This is a genomic window from Leisingera sp. XS_AS12 (assembly GCF_041224635.1).
Taxonomy (GTDB): domain Bacteria; phylum Pseudomonadota; class Alphaproteobacteria; order Rhodobacterales; family Rhodobacteraceae; genus Leisingera.
Genome location: NZ_JBGFGM010000107.1, coordinates 145,921 through 162,885, shown reverse-complemented (window position 1 = coordinate 162,885; position 16,965 = coordinate 145,921). Strand labels below are relative to the sequence as shown.

Here is a 16,965-nt window from a genome sequence, read left to right as displayed (position 1 = left end):
TTGCGGTGATTATCAGGGCGTAGGCAGGACACTGCCACGTCCAATGCTGCGCTGCCGCATTTTTTATGCTGCCGTGCAGAATATCATGTTAGCCTTGTGAGCGAATCCCCTGAAACGACCTTTGGGGGAGGGCGCCTGTGCGCCCAGCCGGGCTGGTGGACCGGATGCCTGAGGGGCCGGTTCTTCAGCTGACGCCGCAAGCGAGGAGTATCAGATGACAGGTTTTCACCAGATGGCCGGGATGGCGATGCGAGCGCATGAATGGGCCGGTACCGCGGCGGGTTTCCAGTTGAAACTGTGGCGGCAGGCCACGGAACTGGCGGTACAGGCACCGTTTCATCAGCTGCGCGTGGCGCAGAGCCTGATGGCGGCGCAGCAGCGGTTGCTGCAAGGTGGCCCGGCTGCCGCGCCGCAAGAGGAGACGACGGCCCCGACGCCGACCGAGGCTGGCCGCGCCGCCGAGACCAGCGTGGAGCCGTCGGACCGGCCGAAGGCCGAGACAGCCAAGGCCGCTGAAGTAAAGCGCGCGCCCCGCAAAACTGCGTCCTCCAAAACTGCGACCAATAAAACCGCAACCACCAAAACCGCGACCGGCACGTCCGCGACCAGCGAGTCCACCACGGCAAAGCCCGCTCGGCGCAAGGCACCCGCTCGCCCGACCAGCAGCAAACCCGCCACCGCCGCCGCGGAACAGGCGCCTGCGGTCACACCCAAAGACGCGGCAAAACCCGCGGCGTCGACGCCGCCGTCTGGCAAGTCAGAGCCAGCAGCCAAGGCACCGGTGACGACCCCGCGCGCATCGGCGACGACGTCCGAGGCGAAGGCTACGGGACCGGCAACCTTTCCGCCCTCGCGTCGCACGGGTGGCCACAGCGAAGGTGGCGAGTCGGCGACCGCTGCGAAGCGTCCGCGCCAACCGGCCAAGCCGCCGCAAATGCCGCAGAGCACGGGCCGCGCCACACGATCCGGCGAGTCTGACGACAAGGGGGGCAGCGGCAAATAACGCCGCAGTCTTGACACTTAGCGCGTGGGAGGCCAACGCTTCGCCGCATGTTGGATTTCCGCCCGGTCGGGTATGTCATTGGCCTGTTGGTCGTAATTTTGGGAGCCATGATGCTGTTCCCGCTGCTGGTCGATCTGATGGACGGCCGCGGGGAATGGCATGTGTTCCTGGAGAGCGCCATCTTCACCATCCTGGTGGGGGGGCTGCTGTCGCTGAGCTGCGCCAATGGCGTGCGCGAGGGACTGAGCATCCGCCAGACCTTCTTGTTGACCACGACGGTCTGGGTGGCGCTGCCCTTGTTCGGGGCGATCCCGCTGATGCTGGGCGCGACCGATCTGCGGTTCGTTGACGCCTTCTTCGAGGCGATGTCGGGGCTGACCACCACCGGATCCACGGTGATCTCCGGGCTTGATGGGCTGCCGCGCGGCCTGCTGCTGTGGCGGGGCATCCTGCAATGGCTGGGCGGTATCGGCATCATCGTCGTGGCGATGGTCTTCCTGCCCGAGCTGCGGGTCGGCGGCATGCAGATTTTCCGCTCCGAAGCCTTTGACACGATGGGGAAGATCCTGCCGCGTGCGCAGGCGATCGCCAAGCAGATCTCGCTGATCTACGTGTCGCTGACGATGGCCTGCGTGCTGGTTTACATGGTGCTGGGGATGAGCGCCTTCGACGCGCTGGTGCATGCGCTGACCACGATGTCGACGGGCGGGTTTTCGAATTACGATGCCTCCTTCGGCACGTTTTCGGGCCCGGCGGAATATGCGGCCTCCTTTTTCATGATCGCGGCGGCGCTGCCCTTTGTGCGCTATGTGCAGCTGATCAACGGCCATGGGCAGCCGCTGTTGCGCGACAGCCAGATCCGCGTGTTCATGGCAACCATCGCGATCCTGGTGGTGGTGACCACCGGCGTGCTGCTCACCGTGTTTCCGCACCATCCGGAACAGGCGTTCCGCGAGGCGCTGTTCAACATTACCTCGATCATCTCGGGGACGGGATATGCCAGCGTGGACTACATGCAGTGGGGCAATTTCCTGATCATGGTGTTCTTCTTCATCGGGCTGATCGGTGGCTGCGCGGGCTCGACCGCCTGTTCGGTGAAGATCTTCCGCTACCAGCTGCTGTTTGCCTCGATCCGGGCGCAGATCCAGCGCATCCGCTCGCCGCATGGGGTGTTCCCGACCCGGTATGACGGGCGGGTGGTGGACGCCGAGGTGCTGAGTTCGGTGATCTCGTTTTTCATGTTCTTCGTCGTCACGGTAGGGCTGGTCGCCTGGGGGCTGGCGCTGACGGGGCTGGATTTCGTGACCTCCGTATCCGGCGCGGCGACGGCCGTGGCCAATATCGGACCGGGCCTCGGTGACACCATCGGGCCTGCCGGAAATTTCTCGACCCTGAACGATCCGGCCAAGTGGCTCCTGATCGCGGCGATGCTGATCGGGCGGCTGGAGCTGATGGCGGTCTACGCGATGCTGACGGTGCGCTTCTGGCGCAGCTGATTTGCGGAAATTGCGCAAGGCTGCCGTTGTGGCGGTTTGCCGCGGTGCAAAACGCGCTGTTGCGCGCAGCTTCCTTGCCCTCGGGGGCTGCCCGCTCTTGCCCTTGGGCGGGGGGTCGCATATGAGGCTCGGGATCGAAACCCGCAAGCGCAGGGAGACCCGTTCCGCATGCCCGTACTTGTGATGAAATTCGGCGGCACATCCGTCGCCAACCTGGACCGAATTCGACGTGCCGCCAAACGCGTCGGCGTCGAGGTGGCCAAGGGCTATGACGTGATCGTCATCGTCTCTGCCATGTCCGGCAAGACCAACGAGCTGGTGGGCTGGGTCGACGAGACCTCGCCGCTGTATGACGCCCGCGAATATGACGCCGTGGTGTCCTCGGGCGAGAATGTCACCGCCGGCCTGATGGCGCTGACGCTGCAGGAGATGGATATCCCGGCGCGCAGCTGGCAGGGCTGGCAGGTGCCGCTCAAGACCAACTCCGCCCACAGCCAGGCCCGGATCGAGGAGATCCCGCCGGAGAACATCAACGCCAAGTTTGCCGAGGGCATGAAGGTGGCGGTGGTTGCGGGCTTTCAGGGCATCAGCCCCGAAGGGCGCATCACCACCTTGGGGCGCGGCGGTTCCGACACCACGGCCGTGGCGTTCGCGGCGGCTTTTGACGCGGAGCGCTGTGACATCTACACCGATGTGGACGGGGTCTACACCACCGACCCGCGGATTTGCGACAAGGCGCGCAAGCTGGACAAGATCGCCTTTGAAGAGATGCTGGAGCTGGCCTCGCTGGGGGCCAAGGTGCTGCAAACCCGCTCGGTTGAACTGGCAATGCGCTACAAGGTGAAATTGCGCGTGCTGTCGAGCTTTGAGGAACAGTCCGACGAGGCCGGAACCCTGGTCTGCGACGAGGAGGAAATCATGGAATCCAATGTTGTGGCCGGTGTGGCCTATTCCCGTGACGAAGCCAAGCTGACCGTGCAGTCGGTGGCGGACCGTCCCGGCATCGCGGCAACCATCTTCACCACGCTGTCCGACGCGGGTGTGAACGTTGACATGATCGTGCAGGACATCTCCGAAGAGGGCCGCACCGACATGACCTTCTCCTGCCCCACCGACCAGGTGGCGCGCGCTGAGCAAGCGCTGCTGGCGATCAAGGAAAAGGGCGAGCTGAACTATGCCGAGCTGCTGGCCGACAAGGATGTCGCCAAGGTGTCGGTGGTGGGCATCGGCATGCGCTCGCAATCCGGTGTCGCGGCCAAGATGTTCAAGGTGCTGTCGGACGAAGGCATCAACATCAAGGTCATCACCACCTCCGAGATCAAGATTTCGGTGCTGATCGACCGCAAGTACATGGAGCTGGCCGTCCAGGCGCTGCATGATGCGTTCGAGCTGGACAAGGCTGCCTAAGTTTCGGCACGCAAACGATTTTTCGTACAAAGCAAAGGCGTCCTGGGGGCGCCTTTGCCGTTTCAAGGGGCGCTTGCCCTGCCGCGTGCCCATTTTTCCGGCGGACCGTGATGTTAGCGGGCAAAGGGATAAAAACGCTTGGACTTTTCCCGTCAGGGTGGGAGAAGAGGGGGGAGGAGAGTGCGCTGGCGCACGTCTTTGGGCTGCGTGGCTGTAAACCTGTCCGCTCCTGAGGAGGTGATGATGCGCCGACGCGCAGGGATTATGCCCGGGAAAAGGGTGGGCCCGAGAAAGGGTGAGAATGGCTGATACGATGGAATCCGAAAGCCGGAAACTTCTGGTGCGTCTGCGTGAGGCGATGGCCGGCGATGATGCCGGGCAGGCGCGGCTTGACAAGATAACCCATCTGATTGCCGACAGCATGGGCACCGAGGTCTGCTCGGTCTACCTGTTTCGCGATGAGGAAACGCTGGAGCTCTGCGCGACCGAGGGTCTGCTGGCCGAATCCGTCCACCAGACCCGCATGCGCATCGGCGAAGGGCTGGTGGGGCGCGTGGCCAAATACGGCAAGGTGGTGAACACGCCGGATGCGCCCAACGCCAAAGGCTTTCGCTACATGCCGGAAACCGGTGAGGAGCGGTATTCCTCGTTCCTTGGCGTGCCGATCCAGCGGCTGGGCGAAATGCTGGGCGTGCTGGTCGTGCAGTCGAAGGAGGCGCGGGAGTTTTCGTCCGACGCGGTCTATGCGCTGGAGGTGGTGGCGATGGTCATCGCCGAGATGACCGAGCTGGGCGCCTTTGTCGGTGAGGGCGCGGCGTTGTCGCCCTTGCACCAGCAGGCGGTCCTGATTCACGGCACCTCGGCGCAGGAGGGAGCGGCCGAGGGCCATGTCTGGCTGCATGAGCCGCGCGTCATCGTGACCAACCCGATTGCCGACGATCCCAAGCGCGAGCTGGAGCGGCTCAACGAGGCCGTCGAAGAACTGCGCGTCGGGGTCGACAAGATGCTGGAGGTGTCGCGCAACGGCGACAAGGAACAGCTGCAAGTGCTTGAGGCCTATCGGATGTTTGCCAACTCCAAGGGTTGGATGCGGCGCATGGAAGAGGACATCGCCCGCGGGCTCAGCGCCGAGGCCGCGGTGGAAAAGGAACAGTCGCAGGCGCGGTCGAGAATGGCGCAGGTGCAGGATGCCTACCTGCGGGAGCGGTTGAGCGACCTTGATGACCTGTCCAACCGCCTGCTGCGGATCCTGACCGGGCAGGGCGCGGATACTGGTGCCGAGCTGCCGGAAAACCCGATCCTGATTGCCCGCAACATCGGCCCCGGCGACCTGTTGGAATACGGTCGGTCCCTGCGTGGGATCGTGCTGGAGGAGGGGTCTGTCGGCTCCCACGCGGCGATCGTGGCGCGGGCGCTGGCGATCCCGCTGGTGGTCAACGCCAAGCGGATCACCACCGAGGCGCTGAATGGCGACCACATCATGGTCGACGGCGATCAGGGCGTGGTGCATCTGCGTCCGGATGACACGGTGGTGGGGGCGTTTCGCGACAAGATCGCGATGCACACCAAGGCGCAGGAGCGTTACGCCTCGATCCGCAACACCCCGGCGATCACCACCGATGGTCAGCATATCAACATGGTGATGAACGCCGGTCTGATGGCGGACCTGCCGTCGCTCGAGGGCTCCGGCGCCGAGGGCGTGGGGCTGTTCCGCACCGAGTTGCAATTCCTGGTGCGCAACCAGATGCCGAAGCGTTCGGAGCTGGTGGCCCTGTACAAGCGGGTCCTGGATGCGGCGCATGGCAAGCCGGTGGTGTTCCGGACACTCGACATCGGGTCGGACAAGGTGCTGCCCTACATGAAGCCAACGGATGAGCCGAACCCGGCGTTGGGCTGGCGGGCGATCCGGGTCGGGCTGGACAAGCCCGGCGTGATGCGGATGCAGCTGCAGGCGCTGTTTCGCGCGGCCGAGGGGCGGCCGCTGTCGATCATGTTCCCCTTCGTGGCCCAGTTCGAGGAATACCGTGCCGCCAAGGCCGAGGTCGACAAGACCATCGAGCGCGAGCGGATTCTCGGCCATGCGCTGCCTTCGGAGCTGAAGGTGGGCGCGATGCTGGAAACCCCGTCGCTGGCCTATGCGCCGCAAAAGTTCTTTGACGAGGTGAGCTTCCTGTCGATTGGCGGCAATGACCTCAAACAGTTCTTCTTTGCGGCCGACCGCGAGAACGAGCGGGTGCGCAAACGGTATGACACGCTGAACGTCAGCTTTCTGAGCTTCATCGAACAGATCGTCGAACGCTGCGCGATTTCGGGAACCCCGCTGAGCTTCTGCGGCGAGGATGCGGGACGCCCGGTCGAAGCCGTCTGCCTGGCGGCCATGGGTATCCGCACGCTGTCGATGCGCCCGGCGTCGATCGGGCCGGTAAAATCGCTGTTGCTGCGGGTCGACCTGGAGAAGATCCGCAAGATCATCGCCGAAGCCCGTCAGCGCGGAGAGCAATCCGTGCGTCCTGCGGTGATGCAGTACCTGCGCGAGCTTTAAGCAATGACCCTTGTGCGCGGCTGCTTTTCAGGCAGCCGTGGCAGCCCCGTGCGCGCATATTTCAAACCTAAAACTTTAGGCTTGAAATTTATTTCCGCAGCGGCCTATCCTCTGGGAAACGGTTTAAGGCTGAGCGGGAGGGATGCGCATGAAAGTCGCCTGTCTGGGAGGCGGTCCTGCGGGGCTGTATTTTGCGATCTCATTGAAACTTCGCCAGCCCGAGGCGGAGGTGACGGTGATCGAGCGCAACCGCGCCGATGACACCTTTGGCTGGGGTGTGGTGCTGTCGGATGACGCGCTGGAGAACCTGCGGGCCAACGATCCGCAAAGCGCCGAGGCGATCCGCGCGAATTTTGCCTATTGGGATGACATCGCGGTGGTGCACAACGGCACGCGCACGGTCTCCGGGGGGCACGGTTTTGCCGGCATCGGGCGCAAGAAGATGCTGCTGCTGTTGCAGGAGCGGGCGCGCGAGCTGGGGGTGGACCTGCAGTATGAAACCATCGCCAAGCCCGCGTCGGAGTATCAGAAAGACTATGATCTGGTGGTCGGCTGCGACGGGCTGAATTCCAGCGTTCGCAATGAGTTCGCGGAGCACTTTAAACCGCAGATCGACGTGCGCCCCTGCAAGTTCATCTGGCTGGGTACGCATCAGAAATTCGACGATGCCTTCACCTTCATCTTCGAGAAGACCAAGCACGGCTGGATGTGGATCCATGCCTACCAGTTCGACGACGACACCGCGACGGTGATCGTCGAATGCTCGGCCCAGACCTGGCAGAACTGGGGGTTCGAGGGGATGAGCAAGGAAGAGATCATCCGCACCTGCGAGGAGATCTTTGCCGATCATCTGGACGGCCATGCGCTGATGTCTAACGCGGCGCATCTGCGCGGGGCGGCTGTCTGGATCAACTTCCCGCGGGTGCTGTGCGAGAAGTGGTACCATGAAAACGTGGTGCTGCTGGGCGATGCCTCGGCCACGGCGCATTTCTCGATCGGGTCGGGCACGCGGCTGGCCTTTGACAGCGCGATTGCCCTGGCGGAGCTGGTCAGCACCGAACCCACGCTGGAGCGCGCCTTTGAGCGCTATCAGGACGAACGGCGGCTGGACGTGCTGCGGCTGCAGTCGGCGGCGCGCAACTCGCTGGAGTGGTTCGAGGAGGTGGAGCGCTACCTGGACATGGATCCGGTGCAGTTCAACTATTCGCTGCTGACCCGCTCGCAGCGGATTTCCCATGAAAACCTGCGCCTGCGCGATGCGGATTGGCTGCAAAGCGCCGAGAAGTGGTTCCAGACCAAGGCAGGTGCGCCCGCCGATGCGCCGGTGCGGCCGCCGATGTTCGCGCCGTTTAAACTGCGTGATATGGATCTGAAGAACCGCATCGTGGTTTCGCCCATGGCGCAGTACAAGGCCGTCGACGGCTGCCCGACCGACTGGCACCTGATCCACTATGGCGAGCGCGCCAAGGGTGGCGCCGGGCTGGTCTACACCGAGATGACCTGCGTGTCGGCGGAGGGGCGGATCACGCCGGGCTGTCCGGGGCTCTACGCGCCGGAGCATGAAGCCGCCTGGACCCGGCTGGTGGATTTCGTGCACGGAGAGACCAGCGCCAGGATCTGCTGCCAGATCGGCCATTCCGGGCGCAAGGGATCGACCCAGCTGGGCTGGGAGGAAATGGACGCGCCGCTGCCTGAGGGTAACTGGGAGACGGTTTCGGCCTCGGCGATCCCGTGGTCGGACAACAATCCCGCGCCGCGCGAGATTTCGCGGGCGGAGATGGACCAGATCCGCGATGAATTTGTTGCGGCCGCACAGATGGCAGAGCGCGCGGGCTTCGACATGATCGAACTCCACGCCGCGCACGGCTATCTGATCTCGTCCTTCATTTCGCCCAAATCCAACATCCGACAGGATGCCTACGGCGGCTCGCTGGAAAACCGGCTGCGCTACCCGCTGGAGGTGTTCCAGGCGATGCGCGCGGTCTGGCCAGAGGGCAAGCCGATGTCGGTGCGGATCTCTGCCAACGACTGGGTCGGCGACGAAGGCGTGACCCCGGAGGAAGCAGTCGAGATTGCGAAGGCCTTCACTGTCGCCGGTGCGGATATCATCGACGTCTCCGCCGGGCAGACCTCGGTTGATGCGCAGCCGGTCTACGGGCGCATGTTCCAGACGCCGTTCTCCGACCGCATCCGCAATGAGGCGGAAATTGCCACCATGGCGGTCGGCAACATCTATGAGGCGGACCACGCCAACTCGATCCTGATGGCGGGGCGGGCGGATCTGGTCTGCGTCGGGCGGCCGCATCTGGCCGACCCCTATTGGACGCTGCACGAGGCCGCGCGCATCGGCGACCGGCACGGGGACTGGCCGCTGCCCTATCACGCCGGGCGCGATCAGGCCTGGCGGCTGGCGGACCGCGAAGCGGAGGTGATCCGGGCATGACACGACGGGTTCTAGTGACAGGCGGCGGCACCGGCATCGGCCGGGCAATCGCTCATGCCTTTGCCGCCGAGGGGTGCGACGTCACCATCACCGGCCGCCGCCGCGCGCCGCTGGAAGCGGCGGCAGCGGGCCATCAGATGGAGATCCGCGAGGCGGATGTGACTGACGAGGCGCAGGTCAAGGCGCTGTTCGAAAATCCTTTCGACGTGGTCGTGGCCAATGCGGGCACGGGCGTGGCAGGGCGGATCGAGGATGTCGAGCTGGCGGATTGGCAGCACACGCTGACGGTAAACATGACCGGCACCTTCCTGACCTTCCGCGAGGCCTTGCGGGCGGGAATGGGGACAGGCGGGCGGCTGATCGCCATCGCCTCGACCGCGTCCTTGCAGGGCGGGGCGCAGATCCCGGCCTATGCGGCGTCGAAACACGGGGTGCTGGGGCTGGTGCGCTCGGTCGCGCAGGGGGTGGCCAAGCGGGGCATCACCTGCAACGCGATCTGTCCCGGATTTGTCAATACCGAAATGGCGGAAAGCGCGATCGCCGGGCTGATGGCCCGGCATGACATCCCGCGGGAGAAGGCGGTGAGAATGGTGGTTGGCGGCAACCCGATGCAGCGGCTGATCATGCCCGAAGAGGTCGCGGCCACGGCGGTGTTCCTGGCCTCGCCCGGTGCGTCCTCGGTCAACGGGCACGCGATGAGCGTGTCGGGAGGTGAGATTTGAGCACCACGTCCAAGGATCGGCTGCGGCTGTGGCTGAAAGTGCTGAAGGCGACCAAGGCGGTCGAGAGCAATGTGCGCGAGAACCTGCGGCGCGAGTTCGCCACCACGCTGCCGCGTTTTGACGTGATGGCAGCCTTGGTGCAGCACGAAAAAGGCTTGAAAATGAGTGAGCTGTCGGGGGTTCTGAAAGTCTCCAACGGCAATGTGACCGGCATCGTGGAGCGGCTGGTCGAAGATGGCCATGTGCAGCGCGAGAAGGTCGAAGGGGACCGCCGCGCCAACCTGGTGCGGCTGACGCCTGCGGGGCGGGCCGAGTTCGCCCGCCAGGCCGAGGCGCATGAAGGCTGGATCAACGCCGCCTTTGACGGGCTGACCGCAGATGAGGCGCAGGCGATTGCCGAGAGCCTGGACGCGGTTGCCCGGCGGCTGGAGAACGGAGAGAGAGCATGAAGGTAGACCGCACCCCGGAGCATTTCCTGTGCCGGATCGAGGATGGCATCGCCACCGTCTCGCTGAACCGGCCGGAGCGCAAGAACCCGCTGACGTTCGACAGCTATGCTGAGCTGCGCGACTGGTTCCGCGATCTGCATTATGATGACAGCGTCAATGCGGTGGTCTTTGCCTCCAATGGTGGCAATTTCTGCTCGGGCGGGGATGTGCATGACATCATCGGCCCGCTGACCAAGATGAGCATGAAGGAGCTTCTGGCCTTTACCCGCATGACCGGCGATCTGGTCAAGGCGATCGTGAACTGCGGCAAGCCGGTGATTGCGGCGATTGACGGCATCTGCGTGGGCGCAGGCGCGATCATCGCCATGGCGTCGGATATCCGCATTGCCACGCCCGAGGCCAAGACCGCGTTCCTGTTCACCCGGGTGGGGCTGGCGGGCTGCGACATGGGCGCCTGCGCGATCCTGCCGCGCATCATCGGCCAGGGCCGGGCTGCGGAGCTTCTGTACACCGGCCGCTCGATGAGTGCCGAGGAGGGCCATGCCTGGGGGTTCCACAACAAACTGGTGGCGGCGGATGAGCTGGAGGGTGAGGCGCAGAGCTGGGCCGCACGGATCGCGGCCGGGCCCAACTTTGGTCACATGATGACCAAGACGATGCTGGCGCAGGAATGGTCGATGTCGATCGAACAGGCGATCGAGGCCGAGGCGCAGGCGCAGGCGATCTGCATGCAGACGGCGGATTTCGAGCGCGCCTATCATGCCTTTGTGAACAAGGAAAAGCCGCTGTTTGAAGGCGACTGAGCCGCGGCACCGCCGGAACCTGCGCGGCAGTAGAGCGCGGGTGCCTCCGGCGGGAGTATTTGGGGAAAGATGAAACGGGCGCGCAGCCTGTTCACCGGGAGGAGACGCGGATGGCGGACAAGAGCTTTCTAACCTGGCCGTTCTTTGAAGACCGGCACCGTGCCCTGGCGGCGGAGCTGGACGATTGGGCCGGGGCGCATCTGGGGGGGATTGATCATTCCGACACGGATACGGCCTGCCGCTCGCTGGTGGCGGCGCTGGGCGCGGCGGGTTGGACCCGGCACAGCGGGGCAGAAGCGGGCGAGCAGCTGGATGTGCGCACGCTGTGCCTGATCCGCGAGACGCTGGCGCGCCATGACGGGCTGGCCGATTTTGCCTTTGCCATGCAGGGGCTGGGCACCGGGGCAATTTCGCTGTTCGGCACGCCGGAGCAGCAGGCGGAATGGTTGCCGCTGACGCGGGCGGGCAAGGCGATCTCGGCCTTCGCGCTGACCGAGCCGCAGTCGGGGTCGGATGTGGCGAACTCCACCATGACCGCGACGCTGGACGGCGATTTTTATGTGCTGAACGGCGAGAAGACCTGGATTTCCAACGGCGGCATCGCCGATGTCTACACGCTGTTTGCCCGCACGGGGGAAGCACCGGGCGCCAAGGGATTGAGCGCCTTTGTGGTGCCTGCGGGCCTGCCGGGGTTCGAGGTGGTGGAGCGTCAGCAGGTGATCGCGCCGCATCCCCTGGCGACCTTGCGCTTTACCGACTGCCGCATTCCGAAATCCGCCCTGCTGGGCCAGCCGGGGCAGGGCTTCAAGATCGCCATGTCGGTGCTGGATGTGTTCCGCTCCACCGTGGCGGCGGCGGCACTGGGCTTTGCCCGCCGCGCGCTGGATGAAGCGCTGGAGCGTGTCACCACCCGGCAGGTGCAGGGCGCGCCGCTGTTCGACTTGCAGATGGTGCAGGGCCATATCGCCGACATGGCGCTGGATGTGGACGCCGCGGCGCTGCTGGTCTACCGCGCCGCCTGGGCCAAGGACACCGGCGCTGCGCGGGTGACGCGCGAGGCCGCGATGGCCAAGCTGTTCTCCACCGACCAGGCGCAGCAAGTCATCGACAAGGCTGTGCAGTTGCATGGCGGCGACGGGGTCCGTTCGGGGCAGAAGGTGGAGGAACTCTACCGCGATATCCGTGCGCTGCGCATTTACGAGGGTGCATCAGACGTGCAGCGGGTGGTGATCGCGCGCCAGGCACTGGCCGCCTTTCAGGGAGGAAATTGAGATGCTGGGACCGACAGCGCATGTGGATACGTTCACCCGCGACAACCTGCCTCCGGCAGAGCAATGGCCGGAATTCCTGCTGGAGGGGTTCGACTATCCCGAATACCTGAATGCTGCAGTCGAGCTAACCGATGCGATGGTGGAGAAGGGGTTCGGCGACCGCACTGCACTGATCGGCAACGGGCGTTATCGCACCTACAAGGAACTGGCCGACTGGACCAACCGGCTGGCGCATGTGCTGACAGAGGACCTGGGTGTAAAGCCGGGCAACCGGGTGCTGATACGCTCGGCCAACAACCCGGCGATGGTGGCCTGCTGGCTGGCGGCGACCAAGGCGGGCGCGGTGGTGGTCAACACCATGCCGATGCTGCGCCGGGGCGAGCTGGCCAAGATCGTCGACAAGGCGGAGATCTCCCACGCCCTGTGCGACACCCGGCTGAAGGACGAACTGGTCGCCTGTGCCAAGGATTCGGAATTCCTGAAAACTGTGGTGGGGTTTGACGGCACCTCCAACCACGATGCGGAGCTGGACCGGCTGGCGCTGGAAAAACCGGTGAGTTATGAGGCGGTGAAGACGGGCCGGGACGATGTGGCGCTGCTGGGGTTCACCTCGGGCACCACGGGATCGCCCAAGGCGACGATGCATTTTCACCGCGACCTGTTGATGATCGCCGACGGCTATGCGCGCGAGGTGCTGGATGTGCAGCCCGAGGACGTGTTCGTGGGCTCGCCGCCGCTGGCCTTTACATTTGGCCTTGGCGGTCTGGCGATCTTTCCCTTGCGCTTCGGCGCGGCGGCGACGCTTTTGGAAAATGCCAGCCCGCCGAACCTGGTCGAGATCATCGAGAAATACCGCGCAACTGTCTGTTTTACCGCGCCAACCGCCTATCGCGTGATGCTGCGCGCGATGGAGGAGGGGGCGGATCTGTCCTCGCTCAGGGCGGCGGTCTCGGCCGGGGAAACCTTGCCCGCGCCGGTGTACCAGGAGTGGATGGAGAAGACCGGCAAGCCGATGCTGGATGGCATTGGGGCCACCGAGATGCTGCATATCTTCATCTCCAACCGTTTCAGCGATCACAAGCCCGCCTGCACCGGCAAACCGGTGAGCGGCTATGAGGTGAAGGTGCTGGACGCCGACGGCAATGAGGCCCCGCGCGGCGTGGTCGGCAGGCTGGCGGTGAAGGGGCCGACCGGCTGCCGATACTTGGCGGACGCGCGGCAGGCGGATTACGTGCAGGGCGGCTGGAACATCACCGGCGACAGTTTTGTCCAGGATGCCGAGGGGTATCTGCATTTTGCGGCCCGCAACGACGATATGATCGTGTCGGCGGGGTACAACATTGCCGGCCCGGAGGTCGAGGCAGCGCTGCTGGCACATCCGGCCGTGGCGGAATGCGCGGTGGTCGGCGCGCCGGACGAGGCGCGTGGCGAGATCGTGCAGGCACACGTGGTATTGGCCGAGGGCCATCAGCCGGGTGAAGAGCTTGTCAAGCTTCTTCAGGACCACGTGAAGGCAGAGATTGCCCCGTATAAATACCCGCGGTCCATCCTGTTCACCGATGCTCTGCCCAAAACCGAGACCGGCAAGATCCAGCGGTTCCGGTTGAAACAGTAAAGGTCCCCTCCGGTTTCATGCAGTTTTTCTTTCTGAGATGACGCAGAGATAGGCCGGGAAGGTTTTGCTGGCGGCGACCTGGGGCAATTTTACGCCTTTGCAGAGGTCGCCGCGGTGATCGCATACCGTTGCTATGCAGGGCGCTGGAGGTCCGGAGGTGCCACTTGCCGTGACTTCTAGGCGAAGAAACCTAGATTTCGCTGCGCTGAGCCGCAAGCAAAGTGTCCGCTCTGAGGAAGTGTTGTTCTTGACGTTTTGGGGGTTGGTTAAATCAGCGCAAGGGCTTGATTTTGTTTGGAGGCGAGTACCGGAATCGAACCGGTGTACACGGATTTGCAATCCGGAAAATTTCGTTGATATCAAAGGGAAAAATTGTAAACGGACTTGTTTCGTTCAGGGTCACTTTTCAATAGGTTACGAGGCCCAAGTAAACGGTTTTTCACACTCTCCCGCTCTGGCGAAAGGGCAAAGAAAAACCGCTGAGGGGGCGGCCACCCACCTCAACGGCATAGAAGAATATTTCCGTCCCAATGCTTACGGCATTTCCGGTCTAACCTCAACCCAATTGGCGGTGAGACCATGAGCTGGCGCATTGCAAATGAATGCGCCGAGCGCCGCTTTGGCAGCGCCGCGCGCAAGCAGATCATCATGTTCCTAGCCGACAAAGCGAGCGACGATGGCTCTGGTATCTGGTGTTCGAAGGGGACCATCCAGCGCCACACAGAGCTCAGCGAGAGCACGGTCAAGCGCACCATCATCGACTTCCTACGCGAAGGCATTCTGATTGAGACGGGACGGCGGCACTGCAAGAATGGCTACACCGTCATTTACCGCATCGTTCTGGAGCGCGTGGCCGCGCTCGAACCCACGGCGGAGCCCGAGATTGAGACGGGGGTCACTGTGAACCCCGTCCAGCCTGAACCCGGTACGGGGTCCACGGTGGACGGGGTACGGGGTTCACGGTGGACCCCAAACCACCCTAAAACCATCCATAAACCACCTACGCGCAGGCGCGAGGCGGCGGCGGAGGTTGAAGATCTTGAAGCTGAGAAGATCTTGGCGGCCTATCCCGAAGACAGGATCCGAGACCGGCGAACCAGTCTGCGCCTAATCGCTGCGGCCCTGAAGGCCGGTGTGAAGCCCGAAGACCTGCTTCAGGCGGTCAAAGCCTATGCGAAGGAAAGCGAGGGCTACACCCGCAGCAAGGTTTGTTTCTCGGACAACTGGTTCAAGATGCGGCGTTGGGAGAAGGGGCTGGCCCAGATCCAGGCCGACCGCGAGAAAGCGCGAGAGGCCGAAGCCAAGGGGCGCGCCAGCCTCGCCGAGTGGATCCACGAGCGCCATCCCTTGTGCCGCCACATCACCAACCGGCAGATCGAGGATTTGATCGCATCCAAGATGGTGACGCCTGAGCAGGTGCGGGCTGCGGGGCTGCAGGCGTGACTTTCGAGGGAAGGCAACGCAATCGTTTCGTTCGAGCAGACGCGTTGGATGAGTGCGGTTAGGTAACCGGATTGTGTGGCGTAATGGTAACTTTAACGCCCCCAATGTTATATTAAGTTAACATAAGATGCGGCTGGTGTAGCGGCGTTGGGTTATGGAGCTAAGCGATGAAATTTGACATTAATGTTTTCTCAGCGTAACATATTGGTGCTTAGTGTCGCTTGGAGATATCATTATGGCTGTTCCGATCAAAATGCCCAGGGCGGCGCGTAAGGAGCTCGTGGCACTTGGGGAAAACATTCGTGTTGCACGACTGCGCCGCAAACTGACCGCTGAGATTGTTGCGCAGCGTGCTGGCACAACGCGGCAGACCATCGCCAAGATCGAAAGCGGCAACCCCGCAGTGAAGATCGGCACTTACGTGGCCGTGTTGCAGGCGCTCGGCCTTCTGAAAGGTTGGGGGGATATCGACGATCCGGTTGGCGAGCAGATGGCCCTGGATGACCTCCCGCAGCGTGCGAGATTGAAAAATGGTTGAGGTCTGGATCGACTGGAAGGGGCTGAAACGGGTTGGCACGCTCCACCGCACAGCGGGGCGCGGCCGAGAGCGGGTGTCCTTTACCTATCATGACGGCTGGCTTGCCGACGAAAATGCCTTTGGGCTTTCGCCGGACATGCCTCTCGTCAGAGGGCAATTCGTGCCTGAGGCAGGGCAGGACATGCTTGCACCGCTTGGAGATTCTGCCCCCGACACCTGGGGCAGAACTGTGATGCGGCGCTATGAGGGGCGCATGGCAGAGGCCGAGGGGCGACGTCCGAGAGTGCTGCAAGAAACCGACTACCTGCTTGGGGTGAATGATGAGACCCGTTTGGGTGCGCTGCGCTTCAGGGTTGATGGCGACTTTCAAGCACGCGAAGGCATCGGCGTGCCTGCGCTCGTGAGCCTCGGGGATTTGCTTCATGCGTCTGAGCGCGTTCTGCGCGGGGAGGAGACCGCTGAGGACCTCAAAATGCTGTTTGCACCGGGAAGTTCTCTGGGCGGCGCTCGGCCAAAGGCCAGCATCCTTGACCAGCACGGCCGCCTGTCTGTCGCCAAGTTCCCGAAAGAGACCGACACCTATTGCGTGGAACGCTGGGAGGCCATAGCGCTGGAGCTGGCAAGGCGCGCTGGAATTACGGTCTCGGATCACACGCTTGAGATGGCTGGCGACAAGCCTGTTTTCCTGTCCCATCGGTTTGACCGGAACGAGGACGGCAGGATCCCGTTCATCTCAGCTATGGCGATGCTGGGCGGCAAGGATGGCGAAAGCTACAGCTATTTGGACCTGGCAGATATCATCACCTCAGAAAGCGTAACGCCCGACCAAGACCGCGAGGAACTCTACCGGCGGGTGGCCTTTTCCATTCTCGTGACGAACCTTGATGACCATATGCGCAATCATGGATTTCTGCGTGGGCGTGGCGGATGGCACCTTTCACCGGCCTACGACATCAACCCTGTGCCGAACCAACCGCGCGTGCTCAAAAGCTACGTTGATGACGATAATCCGGATGCCAGTATCGCCCTGCACCGCGCGCAACATGAATCCTATCTTCTCGAACATGGCGAGGCAGATCGTATCATTGCAGAGGTCGTAGAAGCGACTATCGCTTGGCGTGACGTTGCCCGTGCCTTGGGGGCTCCAGAGCGGGAGATCAGGGAGATGGCGACAGCCTTCGAGCACGAGGCAGCGGATCGGGCGCGAGCGTGAATTATGTTGATCGGCCAGCC

At 63.5% G+C, this 16,965-nt stretch carries 13 protein-coding genes; all 13 read left to right on the top strand.

Annotated elements, in window-relative coordinates:
- Positions 1 to 214 precede the first annotated feature (214 nt).
- The 13 genes from AB9K35_RS14805 to AB9K35_RS14745 all read left to right on the top strand — a co-directional run bounded on the left by AB9K35_RS14805 (position 215) and on the right by AB9K35_RS14745 (position 16,945).
- Positions 215 to 1,003, top strand: coding sequence for a hypothetical protein (locus tag AB9K35_RS14805; protein ID WP_369927197.1), 789 nt, complete (start codon positions 215 to 217; stop codon positions 1,001 to 1,003).
- A 47-nt stretch (positions 1,004 to 1,050) separates the two neighbouring features.
- Positions 1,051 to 2,499, top strand: coding sequence for a TrkH family potassium uptake protein (locus tag AB9K35_RS14800; protein ID WP_369927195.1), 1,449 nt, complete (start codon positions 1,051 to 1,053; stop codon positions 2,497 to 2,499).
- Between the two features lie 168 nt (positions 2,500 to 2,667).
- Positions 2,668 to 3,906: an aspartate kinase gene (locus tag AB9K35_RS14795; RefSeq protein ID WP_222454013.1), complete on the top strand. Its 1,239-nt coding sequence runs from the start codon at positions 2,668 to 2,670 to the stop codon at positions 3,904 to 3,906.
- Between the two features lie 301 nt (positions 3,907 to 4,207).
- Entirely contained in the window at positions 4,208 to 6,448 is a 2,241-nt protein-coding gene (gene ptsP / locus AB9K35_RS14790) for a phosphoenolpyruvate--protein phosphotransferase (protein ID WP_222454012.1), read from the top strand.
- Between the two features lie 148 nt (positions 6,449 to 6,596).
- Complete coding sequence (locus tag AB9K35_RS14785) at positions 6,597 to 8,891, top strand: bifunctional salicylyl-CoA 5-hydroxylase/oxidoreductase (RefSeq protein ID WP_369927192.1); 2,295 nt, start codon at positions 6,597 to 6,599, stop codon at positions 8,889 to 8,891.
- A complete protein-coding gene (locus AB9K35_RS14780; RefSeq protein ID WP_369927190.1) occupies positions 8,888 to 9,613 on the top strand; it encodes an SDR family NAD(P)-dependent oxidoreductase in 726 nt (241 codons plus the stop codon). Before AB9K35_RS14785 ends, AB9K35_RS14780 begins: the two co-directional genes overlap by 4 nt.
- Positions 9,610 to 10,062, top strand: a complete 453-nt coding sequence (locus tag AB9K35_RS14775; RefSeq protein ID WP_222454009.1) for a MarR family transcriptional regulator — start codon at positions 9,610 to 9,612, stop codon at positions 10,060 to 10,062. Before AB9K35_RS14780 ends, AB9K35_RS14775 begins: the two co-directional genes overlap by 4 nt.
- Positions 10,059 to 10,865: an enoyl-CoA hydratase family protein gene (locus AB9K35_RS14770; RefSeq protein WP_369927188.1), complete on the top strand. Its 807-nt coding sequence runs from the start codon at positions 10,059 to 10,061 to the stop codon at positions 10,863 to 10,865. The genes AB9K35_RS14775 and AB9K35_RS14770 overlap by 4 nt, the downstream gene beginning before the upstream one ends.
- Positions 10,866 to 10,975: 110 nt before the next feature.
- Positions 10,976 to 12,136, top strand: coding sequence for an acyl-CoA dehydrogenase family protein (locus tag AB9K35_RS14765; protein ID WP_369927186.1), 1,161 nt, complete (start codon positions 10,976 to 10,978; stop codon positions 12,134 to 12,136).
- Between the two features lies 1 nt (position 12,137).
- The gene (locus AB9K35_RS14760; protein ID WP_369927184.1) at positions 12,138 to 13,751 is read left to right on the top strand and encodes an AMP-binding protein; all 1,614 of its coding nucleotides are present in this window, start codon (positions 12,138 to 12,140) and stop codon (positions 13,749 to 13,751) included.
- A 579-nt stretch (positions 13,752 to 14,330) separates the two neighbouring features.
- Complete coding sequence (locus tag AB9K35_RS14755) at positions 14,331 to 15,194, top strand: hypothetical protein (protein ID WP_369927182.1); 864 nt, start codon at positions 14,331 to 14,333, stop codon at positions 15,192 to 15,194.
- Between the two features lie 235 nt (positions 15,195 to 15,429).
- Positions 15,430 to 15,732: a helix-turn-helix domain-containing protein gene (locus AB9K35_RS14750; protein ID WP_058260762.1), complete on the top strand. Its 303-nt coding sequence runs from the start codon at positions 15,430 to 15,432 to the stop codon at positions 15,730 to 15,732.
- Complete coding sequence (locus AB9K35_RS14745) at positions 15,725 to 16,945, top strand: type II toxin-antitoxin system HipA family toxin (RefSeq protein WP_369927180.1); 1,221 nt, start codon at positions 15,725 to 15,727, stop codon at positions 16,943 to 16,945. The genes AB9K35_RS14750 and AB9K35_RS14745 overlap by 8 nt, the downstream gene beginning before the upstream one ends.
- Positions 16,946 to 16,965 lie beyond the last annotated feature (20 nt).